At 60.4% G+C, this 20,129-nt stretch carries 10 protein-coding genes and 3 pseudogenes; 4 read left to right on the forward strand and 9 right to left on the reverse strand.

Features of this window, described 5'->3' with window-relative positions; genetic code table 11:
• Window positions 1–19 precede the first annotated feature (19 nt).
• On the reverse strand, window positions 20–1,483 hold the full coding sequence (locus ACODSR_RS19000; RefSeq protein WP_489078169.1) for an ADP-ribosylglycohydrolase family protein: 1,464 nt from the start codon (window positions 1,481–1,483) through the stop codon (window positions 20–22).
• 93 nt (window positions 1,484–1,576) lie between these two features.
• Window positions 1,577–2,353, reverse strand: a complete 777-nt coding sequence (locus ACODSR_RS19005) for an NYN domain-containing protein (RefSeq protein WP_489078170.1) — start codon at window positions 2,351–2,353, stop codon at window positions 1,577–1,579.
• Between the two features lie 187 nt (window positions 2,354–2,540).
• Here ACODSR_RS19005 and ACODSR_RS19010 point away from each other — a divergent pair, with 187 nt between their 5' ends.
• Together ACODSR_RS19010 and ACODSR_RS19015 are read left to right on the forward strand one after the other, a co-directional pair.
• A complete protein-coding gene (locus tag ACODSR_RS19010) occupies window positions 2,541–2,825 on the forward strand; it encodes a hypothetical protein (RefSeq protein WP_489078171.1) in 285 nt (94 codons plus the stop codon).
• 375 nt (window positions 2,826–3,200) lie between these two features.
• A pseudogene (locus tag ACODSR_RS19015) lies at window positions 3,201–4,009 on the forward strand (IS3 family transposase); the annotation flags it as partial.
• A 209-nt stretch (window positions 4,010–4,218) separates the two neighbouring features.
• On the opposite strand, the pseudogene ACODSR_RS19020 reads toward ACODSR_RS19015, so the two are convergent.
• A pseudogene (locus ACODSR_RS19020) lies at window positions 4,219–5,515 on the reverse strand (IS110 family RNA-guided transposase).
• Window positions 5,516–5,668: 153 nt separating this feature from the next.
• Between ACODSR_RS19020 and ACODSR_RS19025 the strand changes: the two are divergent.
• A pseudogene (locus ACODSR_RS19025) lies at window positions 5,669–6,025 on the forward strand (integrase core domain-containing protein); the annotation flags it as partial.
• A gap of 71 nt (window positions 6,026–6,096) precedes the next feature.
• Here ACODSR_RS19025 and ACODSR_RS19030 read toward each other — a convergent pair.
• From ACODSR_RS19030 to ACODSR_RS19055, 6 genes are read right to left on the reverse strand one after another with little or no spacing between them, the layout of a single operon-like run.
• On the reverse strand, window positions 6,097–8,655 hold the full coding sequence (locus tag ACODSR_RS19030; protein WP_489078172.1) for a DEAD/DEAH box helicase family protein: 2,559 nt from the start codon (window positions 8,653–8,655) through the stop codon (window positions 6,097–6,099).
• On the reverse strand, window positions 8,652–10,475 hold the full coding sequence (locus tag ACODSR_RS19035; RefSeq protein WP_489078173.1) for a hypothetical protein: 1,824 nt from the start codon (window positions 10,473–10,475) through the stop codon (window positions 8,652–8,654). The genes ACODSR_RS19030 and ACODSR_RS19035 overlap by 4 nt, the downstream gene beginning before the upstream one ends.
• Window positions 10,476–11,648 (reverse strand): hypothetical protein, encoded by a 1,173-nt coding sequence (locus tag ACODSR_RS19040; protein WP_489078174.1) that lies wholly within the window; start codon window positions 11,646–11,648, stop codon window positions 10,476–10,478.
• Entirely contained in the window at window positions 11,645–14,857 is a 3,213-nt protein-coding gene (locus ACODSR_RS19045) for a UvrD-helicase domain-containing protein (protein WP_489078175.1), read from the reverse strand. The genes ACODSR_RS19040 and ACODSR_RS19045 overlap by 4 nt, the downstream gene beginning before the upstream one ends.
• A complete protein-coding gene (locus tag ACODSR_RS19050) occupies window positions 14,850–17,564 on the reverse strand; it encodes a PD-(D/E)XK nuclease family protein (RefSeq protein WP_489078176.1) in 2,715 nt (904 codons plus the stop codon). Before ACODSR_RS19050 ends, ACODSR_RS19045 begins: the two co-directional genes overlap by 8 nt.
• A 57-nt stretch (window positions 17,565–17,621) precedes the next feature.
• Entirely contained in the window at window positions 17,622–18,614 is a 993-nt protein-coding gene (locus tag ACODSR_RS19055) for a helix-turn-helix transcriptional regulator (RefSeq protein WP_489078177.1), read from the reverse strand.
• Between the two features lie 104 nt (window positions 18,615–18,718).
• Between ACODSR_RS19055 and ACODSR_RS19060 the strand changes: the two genes are divergently transcribed.
• Window positions 18,719–20,129, forward strand: a 1,411-nt coding sequence (locus ACODSR_RS19060; protein WP_489078178.1) for an AAA family ATPase, incomplete at its 3' end; no start/stop codon positions are given.

The raw sequence follows: 20,129 nt of genomic DNA on the forward strand, positions 1-20,129 counted from the left end.
CCGTGTCTCAGCCGCGACGCTAGCTTGATGGCGCGACTGCTGGGAACGCCAGATTACGCGCAAGATTCTCAATTTTGTCGCGCCATGCCAGCTTTTCTAGCCATGATCGGCGGATCGACGATGCGCCGTAAATTGCGCCGGCCAACTGCCCGGCAATGGCAGCAGTGGTATCGGCATCGTCACCGAGGTTGGCTGCCAACAGCACTGCGTCGTCAAAGCTCGTCGTGTTTGCCACGGACCAGATCGCTGCTTCGAGGCTGTGCGCTACGAATCCGCTGCTTGCAATCTGATCGCGTGCTTTCCCGCGCCAGCTACCGGCCATGATTGGACCTACCTCAGGTCCATATTCGCCCGAGGGAACCGTCAGGGCCTGCTCAAGGCCGGCACCTAGGATAGCCGCGCGCAAGACCAGTGCATACGCTTCACAGGCCTCGATGCACGCATCTGCAGCGTGCGTCGTCATGCTCTGTCGGCGGGCTACTCGCGTCACTACTGCAGGAGCTTGCTGTATCCCCCAGATCGCGACTGGCGCGAGCCTCATTAGTGAGCCGTTGCCTGCTGAGTACGGATCGGTCGAGCCGGCAAGCGGGTCGCCCGTTTGCTCGAACCGAGAAAGGGCCTGCCGGGTTGCGATCCCGATATCGAAGCAACTCCCGGTGGGACTGAAGGCGCCGTTCCTCCACCAATCCACAAAGCGCCGTTGTGCTTCTCCGGGCTCAAAAGCCGAGCCCATGGCTGCGCTGGCGAGCAGAGCTTCTCCCAGCGCCAGGGCCATGGAAGTGTCATCGGTCCAGGTCCCCGCATCCAAGCCGAATGGCCCTCCCCCGACCATGTCCGTGATGTGGGCATAGCTGTCGCGCGGCTTGAACTCGAGCGTCGTCCCCACAGCATCTCCGACCGCCAGCCCAACCAAACAGCCATAGGACCGATCATAGATACGCTCGATCTCTCGCAGATGATCTTCCTGAGCCGTCGTCTCAATTGCGCCAGGCCTGACGCGGCGGACTTGATCGATTGCACTGCTAGCGTCAGCAAGGCCAAGTTCGATTAGCAGCCTCGCTGCCACAGTACCGGCCCGGCCGAGCCCGCCGCGGCAGTGGATGAAAATGCCGTTCCCGTTGATGAGCAAGCCGCGCAGCCGAGCTCCGGCCGTCCGCCATCTTTGCTCGAAATCTTCGCCCGGAGCCGTAATGTCTGGGATCGGCAGATGAAGCCATTCCATCCCTCGCGCAACAACCGCAGCTTCCAGATCCGCGACTCCCAGCAGACCCATCTCGTGCTTTTCAATCAAAGAGACGACGGCAACAGCCCCCCACCCACGCACCGCGTCTAGATCGGTCGCAAGATCACGCTTCCAGGTAAAGCCAGCGAGCGCAGGCCCTTGTTTTCCTGGACAGAAGGAGATGCCGATGCGTCCTGATGCGGCCGAAAGTGTAGGGATCTGGATCGGATCAGTGGTGCTTGTTCGAAGATTTCTGCTCATCGCGCTTTGATATGACCCATGTACGACATTATTGGTCGCATGCCCCAAAGGCGTCAGAAAAGGTATTGGTTAGCGCAAGGGGCAGCCGGGCTTTCATCCGGCTGTTGCCTTTTTGGGTTTAGGTTGGCCCGTCTTCCCTGACGGAGAGACCCGGATTTGCAAATGCCCGGTCTCCGTTCTGCGTGAGTCAAAGCCGCCGGCCTTCTCGACCAGGTCGCTCAGCTTGCTTTCACCATAGGTTCGGGGGTCAAAGTCTGAGGCGAGTGCTGCAAGGCGTTGGCCCACCCGCCCTAAAGGCACCCAGCCCCCTTCATCGTCGAGCTGTGAGATGGCAGTTCGGATCAAAGGTGCCGCAGCGGTAGGCGACTTCTTAACATTAGCCGGACGGGCATCCTGCCGGCCTGGCTCATCAGACGTTGGGGCCTCCGGCAGCAAGTTCTCAGTGTAGATGAAGCGGCGACACGCTTGCCGGAAGCTCTCTGGAGTTTTCTGCTCTCCGAAGCCGTAGACATCTATGCCCTGCTCACGGATACGCGACGCCAAACCGGTAAAATCACTGTCGGAGGAGACAAGGCAAAACCCGTCAAAACGACCGGTGTGCAAAAGATCCATCGCGTCGATGACCAAAGCAATATCCGAGGCATTCTTGCCGCTGGCGTAAGCAAAGTTCTGGTGCGCCTTGATCGCATGAGTTGCGAGAACGTCGGCCCAGGATTTAAGCCTGGTCCCGGAGAAATCGCCATAAATACGGCGGACACTTGCCTCACCGATCTTTGCAATCTCTTCGAAGAGGCGCGGTGCGATCCGGGAAGATGCATTGTCTGCGTCAATCAAGACAGCAAGACGTGGGGTGCGATGTTCATTGGCCATTTTGCACCATTGCCCTGATATCCATTAATCAGCCGATAAAGCTTGCAAGGCGGCGGCTTACAACGGCCTGGTCTTCAGGGATCCTGAGCAGGCGCTTGGCTCTATCATGTGCGAATTCATCCACCTCGAGAACGACTAAACTGTAGCCATGTCTAGGCAGCAAATCGGCGCGGCGCTCATCATATCGTTGGCGCTGTTCGCCCCGAGGCACCCCGGAAACCGTTGGCTTATCGTCGAAGAATCCGACACGTTCGCGGTGTTGGCGCTCATGATATTCCACTACAAGGCCAAGAGCAGGATAAAAGCCATCGACAGGCAATGGCTTCCGGTGACCGCGCCGATCTGGATCTCCGGTCAGAAACGGGAAGCAATGCTGTCGGACGGCCTTCAGCCCGAGAACTGCGTCGCAGAGATCGAGCACATAATGCTCGTCGCGAATTGCGGCCGGGGAAACGCCTTGTACGGCCTTTGAAGTCGATCGGAGCCTGACACTCCCTCCTGTTAGCTGCGCCATGACCCGTTCGATGTCTCGGTGCTGATCGCTCCCTCGCACGACCTCCCAACGACCGTTGTGCGAATGCCAATCGAGACTTGCAGCTCGAAGCGCTGCTCGTAGGCGCTTCGGATCTATTCCACTCGCAATGGCCATATCGACAGCGGTGATTAGCTGGCCTTGAGCCCTCACGCCGGATGCTCCTTCATCCAGATCCTCGCATCATTCATTCCCCGCCTCCTGTCAAAGTCGATGAAGGTCCGCTACCAGACGCCCAAGCAGACCGGTTGGTCTGAGCCCCGCAAACTCCTCCATATTTGAGTAGAGTCCGGCGCATGGAAGGAGTCGGACGGAATGAAGCGGAGCAGGTTCAGCGAGGAACAGATCATCGCGATCTTGAAGGAGCAGGAGGCGGGCGTGCCGACGGCGGATGTATGTCGCCGTCACGGGGTCAGCAGCGCGACCTTTTACAAGTGGAAGGCCAAGTTCGGCGGGCTTGAGGTGTCGGAGGCGAAGCGCCTGCGGCAGCTGGAGGACGAGAACGCGAAGCTGAAGAAGCTGCTGGCCGAGGCGATGCTGGACAACGCCATGCTCAAGGAGATCACTGCAAAAAAATGGTGACGCCCGCCGTTCGGCGAGAAGCGGTGGCTCACCTTGAGCAGGTGTTCGAGGTGAGCCAGCGGCGGGCGTGCGATGTGCTGGGCGTGGACCGGACGATGGTTCGGTATCGCAGCCGGCGAGGTGACGATGGAGCGATCCGGGAGCGGATGCGCGGCCTGGCGGCGGAGCGTCGCCGGTTCGGCTATCGCCGCCTGCACTGGCTGCTGGGGCGCGAAGGCGTCGTGATCAACCACAAGAAGTTCCGGCGGCTGTATCGCGAGGAGCGACTGCAGGTGCGCCGCCGTGGCGGCCGCAAGCGGGCGCTGGGCACGCGGGCGCCGATGGCGATCCCGCAAGGGTGCAACCAGCGCTGGTCGCTCGACTTCGTATCGGATGCGTTCGCCTGTGGCCGGCGTTTCCGGATCTTCGCGGTGGTCGATGACTTTACCCGCGAGTGTGTCCGACTGATCGCCGACACCTCGATCTCGGGCCTGCGGGTTGCGCGGGAGCTGGACTGGGCGATGGCGGAACGATCGCGGCCAGCGACGATCGTCAGTGACAACGTCCTATGTTGGGAAGCAGCGACGGGAATAGGCCAGCAGGTCTCGTTGCACCGAGCGTAATCGGCGCTGATGACTTTGTGATCCAGATGGCTTCCATCGTCAAGGAATGCGCTCTCGGCCATAGCAAACACAGGATCCAGCGGCCTTGCAGGCCGTGGTCCTCACCGTCCTTAAAATGAGATACGAATGCCAGATGGAAGGCCCGAACATTATCTACAGGGTCGCGGCTGCGCCCTCACGGCTGCACAGAGAGGGGTCCTTCCATCTGGTGTCCGCCCGTTCGAGGAACGGACGGTACTCGGTTCCCGTCTTGATGACGGCGTGCGCGACGCGCGCCATCTTGGCGGTGAGCGCGGTCATCGCCTTGCGGCGGCGATCAGGATCGTTGGGATGCCCGGCGACATAGCGTCCTAGCTTGTCGCGGAAGCTGTTGTCGCGCTGGCGGATCGCGACCTGCGCCGCCATCCAGAACGTGCGCCGCAACCGAGCATTGCCATACTTCGACAGCTTCGTTCGACCACGAAACATCCCCGACTGGCAGGTGGCGAGATCGAGGCCGCAGAACTTCAGAAACTGGCGATGATGGCTGAAGCGACGCAGGTCACCGGCCTCGGCGAGGATCGTCAGGGCATTGATCGGACCGATCCCGGGGATCATACGCAGTAGCTGATAGTCACGGCTTGCGGACAGCGCATCATGGGCGATCCGTTCAATCTCGTTGCGCTGCTGGATCAAGGCGCGAGCCTGAGCGACGACCATGCGGAACATCGTGATCGCGGTGGAATCCTCATCGATCGGCAGCGCCATCGATGCGCAGGCAGTCTCGTAAATATCGTTGACCACCCGGACCTTGGAGACTTTGCGGCCGATCAGCGGCCAGGCCTGTTCGGTGAACGCCTCCCGTCCGATCGAGGTGATGCTGCCCGGCGTCGGAAATCGCTCGATCAGCGCCAGGAACCAATCGGACCGGCTGTTGCCCGCGAAGCGCTCGATCTCCGGAAAATACAGCGGCAGATAATGCGTGAGGATCCTATGCCAGATCTGGGTCTTTGCCTTGGAAATGGCTTCGTGTGTCTTTGACATCTCCTGCAGATCGTTGATGCCGGCAGCCAGCGGGTCGACGTAACGCTGGGTCGCACCGATCCGGAGCATATGCAGGATCACCTGGGCATCCTTGGAGTCGTTCTTGTCCCAGCCATTGTGCAGCGCCTCGCGCGTCCGGGCCAAAGCAACCGACGATATTAGGCGCAGCTCAAATCCTGCAGAAAGCAACCGGTGCGCCAATGTACGATGATAGTTGCCGGTGGCTTCAAAGCCAACGACCACGCGCCTGCCAATATCAGCAAGATCTGTTGCGAGGCGGTCATAATCAGCCTTGGTGGCCATCACCGTCATCCGCCGTCGCCGCCCGCCCTCCGGGCGCTCGATGAGCACTTCCTGCCGGTGCTTGGACATATCGATGGCTACCAGCACGGCGTCGGCGGGAGTAGAACGGCGCTTGGTCATGATCGGTCAGTCTCCAAAGTGTTGAGTCGACAACTTCACTTTAGAGACCTGCTGGCCGGTCATGGCCGCCTTGATGAAGCCGGCGGGCGCTACGCGCCCTTGCCTTCATCAAGGCAATCCGGCCTTCAAACAGACCGCTTCCCAATGTGCTACGGCACCGAGTTTACCAGCATGGCAATCCTACGCTGGTCCAAGGAGCGCGAGGTCGAGTGGCACTACATCGCGCCGGGCAAGCCGCAGCAGAATGGGTTCATCGAGAGCTTCAACGCCCGGCTCCGCGACGAGTGCTTGAATGAGACCATCTTCACCAGCTTGGTCCAGGCCAGGTCGGTGCTCGCCGCCTGGCGGCAGGATTACAACTATCACCGGCCGCACTCGAGCCTGGGCAATATGACCCCGGCGGAGATGGCGGCCAAATCAATCGGCAAACCGGGTTGGGGGTTAACCCCCAACCCGGTTGTCATCGCGCCCCAGCATGGGCATCAATCGGGCCAACGGCTCTACTCATAGGTGGAGGAAGGTCGGGGCTCAGACCACGGTTTAGGAGGTTGATCGCGATAGTAGCATTCTCACAATCTCCTTTAGCAGTTCGCCAGCGGAGGTGGCGCGAAGGTAGGCGTTGCAGCTCTGATCTTGTCAAACAGTACCTGTCGCTCTGGTTCCGATGAATCAGCATCTGCCTCAGGTATGATATCACCGTTAAGCTGGGCTCTCATGCTATCCCATCTTCGCTTTAGCACGGACCAATGGTGGTCGTCGTAGGAGCCGGAAATGATGACCGGGCGAACGACAATCCTGGGGGGTGAGCTTGAAACGTCCCCCGTGCCCAAATATGCCTCCGCCTCGCGCGCCCACTTACTGTCGATCCGGTCGACACGGCCAATTTGCTGCTCGACGTGGGCCGGGTTCCATTCGAGGTGAAGCAGCACAACCATTCGGCACGACTTATGGAGATTTAGCCCTTCTCGTCCTACCAGTGATTGTGCCACCAGAACTTGCGGCCAGCTTCCTTCGCGATTGAATGCTGCCTGCAAGAGCCGCCGCGTTTGTGGTGCCGTATTGCCATACATTAAACGGGCGAAGTGCCCTTCACGGCCCGCGAAGTCGAACAGATGCTCAGCGAGACGCGCCTTCACGTCAAGGTCAGAATCGTCCGCTGGGTCCCCACTCGTGACTTCGTTAACGAGAGAACGAAAAGCCGCCAACATGGCTTTTTTGGTCCACGGCTGATGTCGTTCGGAGAAGCTGCGCTGGTCTTCAAGCGCAGCTAGAAGCCCTGAGTTGCCATCATGTCGTCTGCCGTCTGCTAGCCAGAATTCTCTGAGGTCGGCTGTTGCCGGGTCATCGGCAAGTTCGCGGCGCATAGCTTCAAGATTGGCTCGGCGCGCTGTCTCAAAGCGGCTGGCGCGCTTGCGAAGGGCCTTATCCACCGCATCACGATCGAGCCCGCGCGTGTTCACGGCCGGGTCACTCAGCGCCACCTTCAGCGCAGCTTCTCGTTCGCTGTCGAGCTCGCCAAGTCCAGCCTGAGGCCATCTGTTTTCGACTTTGTCTTCGGCGCAGAGGCGTCGAACCATCTCACGCGCATCGAGCGAGAACGTTAGCGCGCGCATCGGTTTGATGAACCTGCCAAATACGAGAACCTTGTGCCCCGCGCGTACGGCGAGCTCGATTTCCTCAACAGTACGGATTACCGTTGGGTGATCGAACAGACTGATGCCCTCCTCACCAAGCAGTTCGCGGCTAAGGCGTTGCCAGGGACCAATCGGCTCGCCTGGTGAATCTACCTGCGTTATCTCGTCATCGCACGCCTGCAATCGAGCCATTTCCTCAGCCCCGTCCAGCAGAGAGCGACCGCTGGGCAACGACAGCCGCATCCGCCGATCTTGAGGACTCAGGCGCTCTTCGTGCAGTTGGGAGAGCGCTTCGCTGGTTAGGAAGATCCGTCGCCATGCGAGGGGCATTTTTGAGATCGGCACTTCGATCGGAACAATCTCGCGATGCGAGCCACAGGCTTTTTGGAAGCGCTTGAGAAGGTCATCCTCTCGCTTGTCTCGCCGCAACACCCATGGCGCAAGTACAGAATGTAAAATGCGGGAAGCTTCAGCATATCGGTTGACCAAATCCCAAGTAAGGGCCTCGTCAACCTGAATGTTCTGAACCTCGCGATCGTAACGCTGGATCGCATCAGCCATTTCCGTCAGATCTTCACTTCGAACACTCAACCGAGCGAGCGTGTGCGTCCATTGATCAGGGTCGAGTTCAACCGGCGTGGCCGTCATGCCAAGGTGGAAAGCGGTCTCTGACTTCCAAACCAGTGTGTCCAGCACGCGTGACAAAGAGCTCTCGGCACCGCGAGTCTTATGCGCTTCGTCAATGACAATCAGATCAAACTTGCCCAGAGCACGTCCCATGGCAAGGCAGATAGCCTTACGAAGGTCGGGCGTTCGATGCGTGAGGCCTTCGCAAAGCTGCCGCTGCTCGCGAGAGGAGAGCCCGGCGAGGATACGTTCAGCGGCTGCTCGAGCAACGTTCTGATAGGCTGCTTTGGCCGGATCGCGGCGATAAGCGCGCGTCCCTGCGTGCACCTTCAAGATAGCGTCAAGTAGCGCCTGATACTCGGTCTGAGTACCCTCCGTTTGCACGAGACGGCCAAGGGTGTGCGACAGCAAGAGCAGAGGCTCCTGTGCCCAGGTCCCGGAAGGCAGCTGCAGCTGCAGGCGCCGATCCGCCAACTCTCGCTCACGCCGTTCGCGCAAAAGCTGTCGATCTGAAAGGTGTTCTGCGCGGGCATATGCCTGAATGAAGCCCCAATAGGACCGCAGCGGAGATAACGTGTGATCGGCTGCGTCAAATCGTCTCAGCTCAGCCTGCCACTGAGCTCCAAGGCCTGGCGGGATGATGATCGCGGCTCGCCCGCCGCTGCGTTGCACAGCTTTGATCAGCGCAGCAGCGATGAGAGTTTTGCCCATGCCCACTTCGTCGGCGAGTAATAGCGCCAGTTGACCACCGCGCAGTCGCTCGCAGATGGCCAGGAGCGCCGCGCGCTGACCATCCTGCAGTCTCGTTCCATCGGCTAAGGTATCACCAAGGGCGGTCTCCTCGAGGCGATCGGCAACGTCAGTCCATTGTAGCTTCATGTAGCTCCGCCTTTGCCCGGTACGAGCGATGCGCATTGATCCAGCTCCCAGAGCTTGCGGATTCGCGCGATGACCGGGATGAGCCGGTTTCGCTGCTCTGCGGACAGGTCGGCCGGCTGGAACATGGGCTCAAGCAGCGCGGAAAGGGGGTCAATGCCGCACAGGCGCAGGGCAGCGATCATTTCGCTTTCCGGTTCGGTCACCGCTTCGAGGAGCTCATCCAGCCGGTTGGCCCATCGCTCCCACTCAGCAGGAGTTCGCACGCCTTGATATTCGGTGAGCTTAACGACCAGCCTCATGGCGCGCCTTAGCGGGTAGTCGGCCGCTGCATTCTCATGACTGGGATCATCCTCATCACCCGCATCGTCGGGTGCGAGGTCACGATCGCGCTCACGGGGTGTTTTTTGCGGGAAAATCGCAAGTTCGTGCAGGACATCCTCAATTCGTTTCGGCGCCGGCGGAGGAAGAATGAAGCCTCCTTCGGTGAGGATCGGCACCTCTGCACCCGAAGGGCCAAGCACTGCCGTTACGAGAGGTTCAGGCATCGCGAGTGGCAGGGGAAGCCATTCGCTCCCCATGCGAACGGTAACGTCGATTTCGCTCGGCGCCCCATCGGGCAGCTGTAAAGTGGCATCGCGCCACACGAGATAACTAACCGGTGGGGGAGTGATGGCAGGTGCTGGCGCCTCATAGGGATCGCCGTCTGAAAGCTCGGTGACCGCCACAGTGCTGTTCAAATCGATCGGCAATCGGCGAGACAATGCGGCCTTGTCATCCCCGTGCCAGGTTAGATGTTCCTCAGGAAAGAAGAGGACACCTGCTTCCAGATTGCCGCCGTTCCGGACGCTGCGCGTGAACCCAATGCGACTAAGATTTCCCGATCCGATGTAGCACCAGGGATTTGAGCAGTTCTGGGACCCTCCCGCGCTAAAAATGAACTTAGCGTGGAGTTTAGCTCCCGGCAGCTCGCGACTGAACGGGCGCCTGAACTGCCACTCAAGCTTCTCCAATTCCAGACGCTGCGCGGCGAGCCCCTGACAGGCGTCGTGGTTCAATATGACGTCGACGCGCGGTCTAGCGGTGGCAAATCCGCGCTCCGAGAGCTGTCGAACAAACTCGGACAGCACTCCGCTATCGGCGTGCTCTCCAGTTTCGAAATAGCCCGATCCCATGAGTACGCGGTTGCGCTTGTGTGGCGCTTGGGCGAGCCCCTGCAAAACTTGCTCCTGCAACGAACCCTTGCGCGAGTCTAAAAAGCGGCTGGGAGGGAGGCGTTTAGCGGGAAGGAGTTCGACAGCCCGTCGCAGTCCGTTTTCAGGAGTTCCATGGCCCCAATCGGCCTCGAGGACCGAGGTATCAAACAGCTGCCTAAGCCATACAAACATCGCCGCTGCGGCTCTGATGTCAGAGGCAGCTTGGCGATCGGGAGTAGCTTCATCCCATTCGACGATCCAGAACAGGTCGAGGCTGGTCGACATCGGATCGTAGGTCCAATTCCCGGTAGAAACGACCAGGCGCAGCCGAGAGCCATGCGGACCCACAAAATGGAGCAGGGCCACCTTTGCGTGAAGCAGGTTGAATGACCAGCTGGCACTCGAGCGCCTGAAGGGAACTGAGACACCGCGCAGGACCGGATAGTGGAAAGATGTGGGATGCAAAAAGGCGGCGAGTGACGGACGCGGCCGCCGCACGCCGGAGGTGAACCGATCGGCCATTTCCTCCAAGACTGTTGCATTCGCGGTGAAGCCGCAAACCCAGCCGAAATTGCCCTCGAACCCTTCGGGCGGCGTGAAGCAACTGAGTATGGTTGTCCGTTCCACTCAATGATCCGCCATGCTCAGCTGCAGGTCGCGCTTGAGCGCGTACAGGTTATGGATCCTGGGAAGCTCAGGAATAACCGTGGCGGTCTCCCCAAGACCTTCTTGGTCCGACTCGTCGTCCATTCCCGTAGCGAGCTGTCCTCCGGCTGGGCCGAGGCCCACCTGCCCATTCGGCAACAGCCTGATCACGGTTCCGTCGCGCCTGGCGAGCTCAGCGATGACGACCTCCGCCGATGATCGGCAGACTCGGGCGAATTCGTGGGCTAGCTGGCCCGGGCTGGTATCGTCGCGAGCGAGCATTGTACTCGCCAGTACCGCAGTTTGCTCCAGCTTGCTGCCAGCCGCCTCCGCTGCTTGGTGCACGGTCAGCCCAGCTCGTCCGCTTGACGTAAGCTGTTCCTCGATCACGGCAATTGCATCGAGTGCAGCCTTGCGAAGCTGAATCAGAGCCACACCGCTACGCATGTCATTCCAGTGGGCCTGCTCGATGCCTTTAGGCGGCTCGGCGCTCGTCATGTTTGCCTCGCGCAGAACCTCTTCTGGAAGATCAAGAAGGGCTCTACGCCGATGGGCGTCACCATAATCACGCAGTTGACGCTCGAGGAGCTTGGCGGAAGCTGCCGGCAAGGGGGCGTCCGGAGCCAAGCGCCCGATTCGCGTCAGGCTTGAGCCAGTGGCCCAAGCTCTCAATTTGTTCTGTTCCGCCTTCAGGTTTTGGAGGATGCGTTCGCCTGGCGGCGCTAGGCGATACAGATTAAATCGCTGGCTCGCGCCAACAACGAGCCCCAGCCGCAGCAGCGGCTCGACTGTTCCCATCCGGTAGGGCTGTGTCACATAAGCCCCGCGTCCGCTCAAAGCTTTGAAGCTTGTATCAGAAACACCGGCAAGCTTGCGGTGGCCGCGCGCTCGTTTGCGCCGTTCTTTCAGCGCCTGGACCATAACTGCAGCTTCGATCGCATTGGCGCACGAGAGCGGCCGAACCTGATTGCCAATCTCCTCAGCTAACCAGACGCCGAGTAACGACCACGCGATGGGCATACCGAAGCTCAGCCCACCAAGCCCTGGGACGGATCGGTCGTTATAGTGCCGGATTGCGACCGTCAGTCCGAGCGTCTGCAGGCGACGGTATGACGGAGCTGAGTCGGGAGCAAACGTACCCCACTGGACGCTCATCGCATCCCCCAGTCAGGCGTAGTAAGATTGCTGCGTTCGTTAGTGCCACACAACACTGGTCCTAATGTCAACTCGCCAGTCTCGGTCCAGAACACAGCAGCGCTTCGGACGGCCTTGCCAGCCTTAAACTCAACGGCATCGATGTAGGCTGCTAGCTGCGGCCAATAGCTCTCGAAGCGGGCTGCGTGATCAGCAACCGGGCCACTCTTGTGGTCCACGATCATGAAGCCATCCGTTCCCTCGGCGATGAGATCGACAATGATGCTCTGACGTCCTCCGTCGGCCAGTTTGAGCTCGATTGGCTGTTCGATATGCAGGCGCGTATAGCCAAGCTCTGCGAGGGTCTGACGAAGCGCTTGCGCCTGTTGCGCGAGAAGCTCGACCTCAGCGGCGGAGACCCGGCAATGCTGGCTTACCCTGCCCCGCAGATCTGGCCTGCACAGCAAAATCCGCAAGGCTTCGTGGACTGCAGTTCCCTTATCCGTTGCCTGGGCGAGATCTGATCCAGTGAGCCGAACACCTGCGGCAATCGCCCGGGTCTCGATTTGACGAGGCAGAGGCCGAGCGGTGGCGACCGCCTGCGAGGGACTGACCACCAAAACCAGCGAGCCGACCGCTCGCTTTTCAATGGCAAACCTAGGTTCGCGGTTACAGCTCGCCAAGCAGACTCTGCCTTCCGTATCGAACGATGCCGGGAGCTCCTTGTCACAGATCGTCATGCGCGACGGGAAGTTCGCCGAACCGACAGTGATCTGATTGCCCTGCAATTTGATGCCACAGACGTCGCTCAAAAGACGACGCGCCGTGATCGGCAAGGGCGGCTCAACCTTGTCGTCATCCTGCGGCCATTCGATAATCAAGCGATCACGCGCACGGGTCAGAGCGACGTAAAGCAATCGGCGCGCTGTTTCTTCACTCTCGGGATAGAGCTCGTGGAGAAAGCGCGCCGTCGCCTCTGGAGCAGCAAAATCAGGAGCATAGGCAAGTGTCGCCTCTTCGATCACATGATCGAGGTCGTCGAAGCCGGGAAACTTTGTGCTGAATGTGCCAGCACGAGGATCAAGCTTATGGTCCAGACCGCATACGACCACGACCGGCCACTCGCGCCCCTTCGATGCGTGCCAGGTCACGATCTCGATGCCATCGGCCTCGGCGCCGGCAGGATTGGGGCGCAAATCCTCGCCCTTCAATCCCACCTTGTTCTCGAGCCAACCAAGGAAAACGCTGGCACTCTGGCCATAGAAACCGGAGGCTTCCCGCATATCGCGGTGTGCCTCCATGAAAGCCGCCGCTTCAGCCTCGAAGCGAAGGAGATCCGCTCTCATCTGCGCTGGATCATCAAGCCGGTCGCACCAGTCCCGCAGTCCGGCGACCTGGATCACCTGGTGAACCAGTCTGTCCACGGGCGTCGCAAGGGAGTCCGGCCAAAGCCCCTGCAACGCCGCTAGCTCAGGTGTCTCGATCCGGCCATTGCGGGCCAGCGCGTCCAGAGCCTCTGTAAGAGGGGTTGCCCCAGGCCCGAGCGTGGCGGTGCAGATAGCTGCGTGATTGTCTGCAGGATCGACGGCGAAGCGGAGTGCAAAGCACGCTGCCTGGACGATCTTGCTTTGCCACCAGCCACCTTCTGCGACGCGGACTGGCAAACCCAGTGCACGCAGCGCAGCCGCGTAGCTCGCGCAGTGGTTGTGCGTCGGACACAGGATTGCAACGTCCCGTGGTTCCAGATCGCGCAGGGCCTTGGAATGCCTGTCGACGATGGTGACCTGATCATCCGTCAGCAGAGACAGGAGGCGATCAGCGATGAAATGCTGGGGCTTTCCGCCAGAGCGGGCACCGCGTTTGTTGGCCAGCTCGATGACCTCCATGGCGGTGTCGTGCCCGGCGGCATTCTGCGCGGCAAGCGCGGTATAATCCTCCCCGAATAGGCACGGGCCCAGCGCGTTCACGAAATCCATGATGCGCGGATCGGAGCGCCAGTTCCGGTCGAGTGGGCTGGTTTCAAATTGCTGTGTAAGCGCGACGGTTAGCCGTGGATCCGCGCCCTGGAAGCCCATGATCGCCTGCTTGGTGTCCCCAACGATCAGCGCTCGCTTGGCCCTGCGCGCGAGTGCCCACAGAAAGGTGAACTGGATCGGGTTGGTGTCCTGGAACTCATCGACAATGACGCAGTCGACCTCGTCCATGATGGCGCCAAGCACGGCTGGCTTTTCATCGAGGATACGGGCGGCGTTCGTCACCATGTCGCTAAAGTCGATGACGCCCAGCTCACGCTTGCGGGTCTCGTAGTCCGTCATCGCCGACTGTGCGCCTTCCACCAAGGCGCGGGCATGCGAGACCGCGTCCTCAAGCGGTCCGGGATGAGAAATCAGGCTGTCGGCCGTCAGCATGACCGCCGTTGCAAGATCATCGTAGCCATCAGGGGTCGCACTGCCGCGCTTCGACAGACGGAGGTCGCGCAGCCTTTGCCACAGCCGCCAGTCCTTACCATTGGCGGCGAGGAGCTGCTGCGCCTGCTTCAGAGCACGAAAATTCTCGCGGAATGCAGTCTTGGCGGCGGCACTGCCTGCCTCGTCAGCGAGCGATCGCGGCCAGGCGGTAAGCAAGGCATCGACAGCCTTCTTCAGCCCTGCTGCCAGGGTATCGGATTTGCCGATCGGCGCTCCGTACCCGGCTCGGATGGATGCCTCGACAAAGTCGGCCATGGCCGGATCGCTGCCCCGCGGTCCTAGCGTTCGCAACAAGGCGATGACACCGAGCAACCTCTTGCGGAAGCTGTCCTCTGCGGTTTCGTCCGACGAAAAGCTTCCTTGATAGCCAAGAGCGGCCAGGTTCCGGGTGAGCTCGCTCAGCCCTGGATTTTCTTCGATCGAGCGGCGGATCAGCAAGTCTTGCTCGTCTTCGGCGATCAGGCGCTGCTGCGGGGATGACCCCGATGCGAAGGCATGCTCGATCAGCAAACGGCGGCCCAGCCCGTGGATGGTCGAGACATAGGCTCGCTCAACAGCCAGCGCTGCTGCAAGATTGCTGTCCGCAATCAGCGCGCCCCTTATCCGCTGCCGCAGCTCCCCGGCGGCGGCTTCGGTGAAGGTAACCGCCAGGATCTTCTCGGGCCGCACCTTGCCGTCCCTGACCCATTGGGTGAGGGTTTCCTGGATATGGTGGGTTTTGCCCGCCCCTGCCCCTGCGGGTACAATCGAAAGTTCAGTCATCGTGATCGTCCGGAAGGGTTACAGAGGGAGCGGTGTCGTCGCGCATGAAGGCGGTGATCAACGGACTGTCCTCCAAGGCGTAGGTGCCAAGGGATGCTGCCTTCTGGAAGAATTTGGCATCGGCCGTGGTGTTTGTTTCCAGCCGGCCAGCCTTGAGAGCTTCGAACCGAGCCGAAATCAAGGCAAGTGCATTGGCAGCGATGTCTCCGGCAACGAGTTCGACCTCCGTGCTATCGAAGACCTCAACCCCGTTGAGGAGGAAGTTCCCGTCGTTGAGCGTATGATAGGCAACGGCCGGGAGCTTGGACCAACCGCTCAGAGTCTCACCAATTCGGACAACGCCTTCATGGCTGCGCTCATCGATCCGCACGGTCATGCGTCGATAGAGGTCAACCTGCAGGTCCCAGCCTTTTTGAAGGCGCTGACGCCGTGTTCCCGAGCTGCTCTTCTTGTAATCGACGACAATCGGCTGCCCATCGGGAAGGCGAAGCAGGCAGTCAGCTTTGCCGTGCACGGGATGGCCGAACAGGGTGCCTGAGAGCCAGAATTCGTTGCCCACGATCTCGGCATCGAGGGATCTGAGGACCATCGACCAGTGCTTGGCCGCCTTGGTAATCTCCGCCTCGAGCGTATTGCGTTCGACAGCCCAGGCCGACGTCTGCAGAAATGGCGCAATCGCACGAATCCGTTCCAGCAGCAGATCAGGCACCTTCTCTTCGATGACTTCGTTCGAAGGGTGATCCTTGCCCGGTGGGAACAAGCGCTCGAACACCTCGTGCGCGAGCGAGCCACGCAGCATGACGTCAAGCGCCTCCGGCTGCCACGAAACATGCTCGGCGCCGAGTTCAGCCAAAACCCAGGCCAGTGGACTGATGAGCAGCTTCTCGAGACGGCTCGGGCTCTGCGCCCTCGGGCTGCCATCATCCTTCTTGCGTAGACCAAGGAGATCGAGATCGAACTCGTAGTGGCTCGGCACCTCAAGCGGCTGGAGCGGTTCCATCACGGGACGTGGCTTCCAGGCCACCAGCCTGTCCCAGATAGTCCCTTCGCTATGCGTCAGCGGCACGACCAGTGATTCTGGGTCTTCCAAGCCTGCGACGAGACGCGCGATGAGAGGCAAGCTCGACGAGACGGTAAGAAAGCTGCCGCCACGATCGCGTTCTGACAGGAGGAAGATCACCTGTTCACTGGCAGCTCCAATCTGACGCGCGAACAGCTCGAGCGCTGCATCGAGCTGCTTAGCCTGCGACGGTAGCTGCAAGCCAGTTGCCCCGGCAATCGCCACAACCTCGCTATCGAGGAAGAACGGATTGCCCGACGGAGATGGCGGATAGGCACCATCGTTGAAGCCCAGGACGAGAAGCTTGCGGAACTGCCGCTTGGGCGCTTCATGGGCCAGCATCACCGAGATGCCGCCAAGGAAGTAGTTCCCCCGTGGGCAAGGCGGCGCCTGATAAGCAGCAGCCATTTGAATGGCCTTTTCCAGTTCTGCTTCGGCGGCATCATTGGCATTGCCGAGAGCAGCCAGGAGGCGCGATGCCAGCTGCTTCGCCTCGGCTACATCTGGCGCGAAGAGTTCGTCATCACTGAGCAGCCTTTGGAAGGAGCGTATCTGCTCCTTGAGCTGACCGTTCGTAGCAGGTGATGCTGACCGAATGAGCGAGAAGAGCGCTGCCTGTTTCCCGCTAAAGCTCTGCACCAGCATCGGCTGAAAATCGCCGGCCATGACTGCACTGGCCAGGGCCGTTCCCACGTCCGGGGGCCAGCAAAGGATCGGGGAGCAGTAGAGCGAGGCGAGCGCCATGGCGGGCGCTGGGCGCCGCCGGCATTGCAGGAAATGCAGGAGCGTCTCACCCCCAACATTTCTGCGGTCCGGAACACCAGGCAAGGACGATGTCGTAAGGCCGGCCTGCCCGAAAGCTTCGGACAGGTAATGAGTGTATTCCGGACCGGACGGCAAGATGATGCAGATCTCACTGGCGGCCAGAGTTTGATCTTCGGCCAGCCAGCGCTGGACGATGGCTGCGGCTGCTTCGCATTCAGTCAATGCGTCCCGGACAGAGAGAACCGCGAGGCTGTCGTCCATGGGCGCGGTAGGCGCTGACGGGTCCAGAAGATGCCGTTGAACATGACCGGCGAGGACCGAGGCAGGCGCGCGGAAAATCTTGCGATCCGAGATCAACCGCACATGGTCAATGTCGTCCTCGTCGAGCTTGCCGTGGTGGCTTTCAAGGTGCTCGAGCACAGCGCGCTCGAGAGATGTCAGCTGGGTGCAGTTCCGATCCCAAATAACTTGGAACGACTGCAAGGACTCAGCCGCTTCACAGGCCAGGAATGCCTTCAACGTTGCCAGGTCGGCCGGCACAATGGCTGGATTACCCAGCCAAAGATCCCGTAGCGCATCGATGTGGATGCGCGCCCGCCCATCCGACGGCAAAGCATCGGTCGCTATGGCTCCTGGCTCCAGGTCTCGCGTGGCCATCATCAGATGGCGCAGCATGGTCGCGATGGCCGAGGCAGTCTGTTCGGGCGCGACCGCGAAGCTTTCCGCCCAGGGCACATTGTCGCCCAGCGTTTCCAGGACCTCGCGCAGGGGCTCCTCGGTAGAGTGAGGCAAGGCATAGAGGCTCGCCAGGCGTTGGGAGCTGAGCGGCATGCAGCTCGCAAATGGCGCGTCGCCGATCCGAAGATGGCAATTCTCAAACATTCAAACGATCCCCCCGACAATCGTCGCAATATGCCCTGCCCTATCCCTGCTAAACCATTACGACATATTCGGTCGTAGCATTTCCTGAGCAGCGGAGAGACGCTTCTCGATCGTTTCCTTCAATGCAGCGGGCCCTTCGATGACCAAGTCGCCCGCCCATCCGAACAGATGATTGGCGAGTTCGAACAGGCCGCCGGAACGAAACCGCACCAGCAGTTCCTCGCCATCATCTTCGAACTGCTGATGCGGGTGGAATCGCCATGCGCGCGCACGCTCCACCGCATGCGGGAGGACCCTCAGCACAATGTCATGGTCTTCTTCTTGCCAGATGCCGAAACTGCGGGCCATCCAGGCGTCGAGATCCCAATCATCCGGTGGGCAGCCGACGATCCCGCTGTCTCGAACGTTGCTCATACGGTCGAGCCGAAAGGTGAATGGCGGATCATCCCGATCCGGCATCTTGCCCAGCAGATAGGTGATCGGGCCGTGGATCAATCCATACGGGATGACGCGCCGCCAAGAAGGCTCAGCCGCCCAATCGGGCTGATAGTCGAAATCGACACAGTGGGCGGCAAGGATCGCTGACTGGATCGTTGTCAGATCCTCGGGCGAAGCGATGACCGCAGGCCCTGCGGCAACTCGCGATCGCTGCAGCCGGGTGAGCAGATCGAGATCATTGTCCAGGCGGCGCCGCTCGGCGCTGTCGAAGGCGATCTTGATCTTCGACAGCAGCTTCTCAAGTGCTTCGGTGTTGGCGGTGCCTTCAATGCGTCCGGCTTCAACCACGGCCTGGAGGGCGGCGACTTCGGCAGCGTTTGGCCTCGCATAAGCCCGACCCGGGCTATCCTTGATCCTGAACCGTTTGATGCGGCCATCAACCGTTTCTTCCAAGTCGAAATGAATGAGTATGACGTTGCGCAGACGCTCAACAGTTCTACGGTTCACCTCGAGCAATGCAGCCATCTCATCGAGCGACAAGCCTTCGATGCTTTGCGTCAACGCATGCACCAGTTTTAGTGTGCGATCGAGATTACTGAGGCGCTTTGTCATTCCAGCTACTGCTAACTGCCTGCTCTTCAAGCGCAAGTCGGATCACGCGTAATCCCCACATTATACGACCATTATTGTCGCACTCGTATGTTTGAAGGCTCCTCATGGAACTGGAGCTCAGGGAGATTGCGCACAACATGGCACGTCAAAGGGCAGCACAAGCGGAGTTCGGCCAGAACGAGCAGGGCGAAACAGCGCATTTCGCGCATGCTGCTGCGCGCGTATTGCAGGGGTTGAGCGTCAACCAGGTGAAGCGGTGCGGTGAGGATCTGATTGATCTCATTGACCGGGAGGTGCCGGTTGCGGCGCTGCAAAAGCTCGCCAATAGGGAAAAGCCCTCCTTGGTCGAAATGCGGGCGGTAGCTCGGCAATTGGCAGCGAAGCGTGCCAAGCAAGCCCAGTTGGACAATGTCTTTGCATGGGTTGGTGAACTGTTCGGTCTGGATCCCGCTGAAATCACGATCCTCACTATTTTCGCTCGCTGGGGGAAATTTGAGTGCTGGCGGGAGCTCGTGCGCCGTGCCCCCATGTCATGCAGCAACCTCACCCCCAGTGCCGTTGCTCAGCTATCTGGCCTTGCCAACAATACCGTCGAGCAGAAATTGATGCCCGGCGCCCCGCTCTTCGCGTCCCGTCTCCTTCATGACGACCGTGACGGAGAATACAGCCTGAGCCCGCTGCTCAGGCGCCTCATTCGGGTTCATGCGGAAACCCGGGAGGACATGCTGCGCTGGCTCATGCCTGAACCGGAGCAAGGGGGACTGCTTTGGGATGATTTCGAGCACCTCGATCCTTTGCGGAGCGTCGCACTCAAGGTCTTTGTGAGCAAGGAACCCGTCAGCATTCTGTTGTTCGGCGAGCCCGGCACGGGAAAAACCGAGTTCGCCCGCTCGCTCGCCAGCGAGGCAGGAAGCGGCGCGATCTTTGCCGGCTTGAGCGACGACTTCGGCAACGAGCCTGATCGCTCCGAGCGCCTCGATCATCTCATGATCCTGCGCGCCATGTGCCGCCATCACCGGGACAGGGTTATCGTCGTCGACGAAGCCGACGATGTCCTGATGATGAGCGAGCGCAAGGGCAGTTCCAAGCAGTGGATCAACCGCCTCGTTGAGGCTCCCCAGGTTTCCACGATCTGGATCGTCAATCAGCGTTCGCGACTGGACCCTGCCGTCTTGCGGCGCATGACCCTCGCGATTGGCTTCGATAGGCCGCGCTTTGTAGTGCGAGAGCGGGTTGCCCAAAGGTCCGCTCAGACAGCATCGGTTTCCCTCAGCACGGCTGAACTGCGTGAGATCGCGAGTCTGAAGGCGCCGCCTGCAGTCGTTGCGGCTGGCCTGAAGGCCGCCCATCTCGCTAGCGGCGGGGCCGACGTTGCGAAGACCGCCATCCACAGCGTGATGCGTGCTCTCGGCCAGTCCTGCGCCCCCGATGCACCAGGCAGTTCGATTTATGATCCGAAGCGGCTTTGTTGCGCAATTACGCTTGGGGGATTCCTTGGGGGAATCGAGTGCTTTA

The organism is Sphingobium sp. FG125 (assembly GCF_057809795.1).

Coding starts and splice junctions, on each gene's coding strand:
- ACODSR_RS19000 (WP_489078169.1), bottom strand. CDS start 1,483: ATGAGCAGAAATCTTCGAACAAGCACCACTGATCCGATCCAGATCCCT.
- ACODSR_RS19005 (WP_489078170.1), bottom strand. CDS start 2,353: ATGGCCAATGAACATCGCACCCCACGTCTTGCTGTCTTGATTGACGCA.
- ACODSR_RS19030 (WP_489078172.1), bottom strand. CDS start 8,655: ATGAAGCTACAATGGACTGACGTTGCCGATCGCCTCGAGGAGACCGCC.
- ACODSR_RS19040 (WP_489078174.1), bottom strand. CDS start 11,648: ATGAGCGTCCAGTGGGGTACGTTTGCTCCCGACTCAGCTCCGTCATAC.
- ACODSR_RS19045 (WP_489078175.1), bottom strand. CDS start 14,857: ATGACTGAACTTTCGATTGTACCCGCAGGGGCAGGGGCGGGCAAAACC.
- ACODSR_RS19050 (WP_489078176.1), bottom strand. CDS start 17,564: ATGTTTGAGAATTGCCATCTTCGGATCGGCGACGCGCCATTTGCGAGC.
- ACODSR_RS19055 (WP_489078177.1), bottom strand. CDS start 18,614: ATGACAAAGCGCCTCAGTAATCTCGATCGCACACTAAAACTGGTGCAT.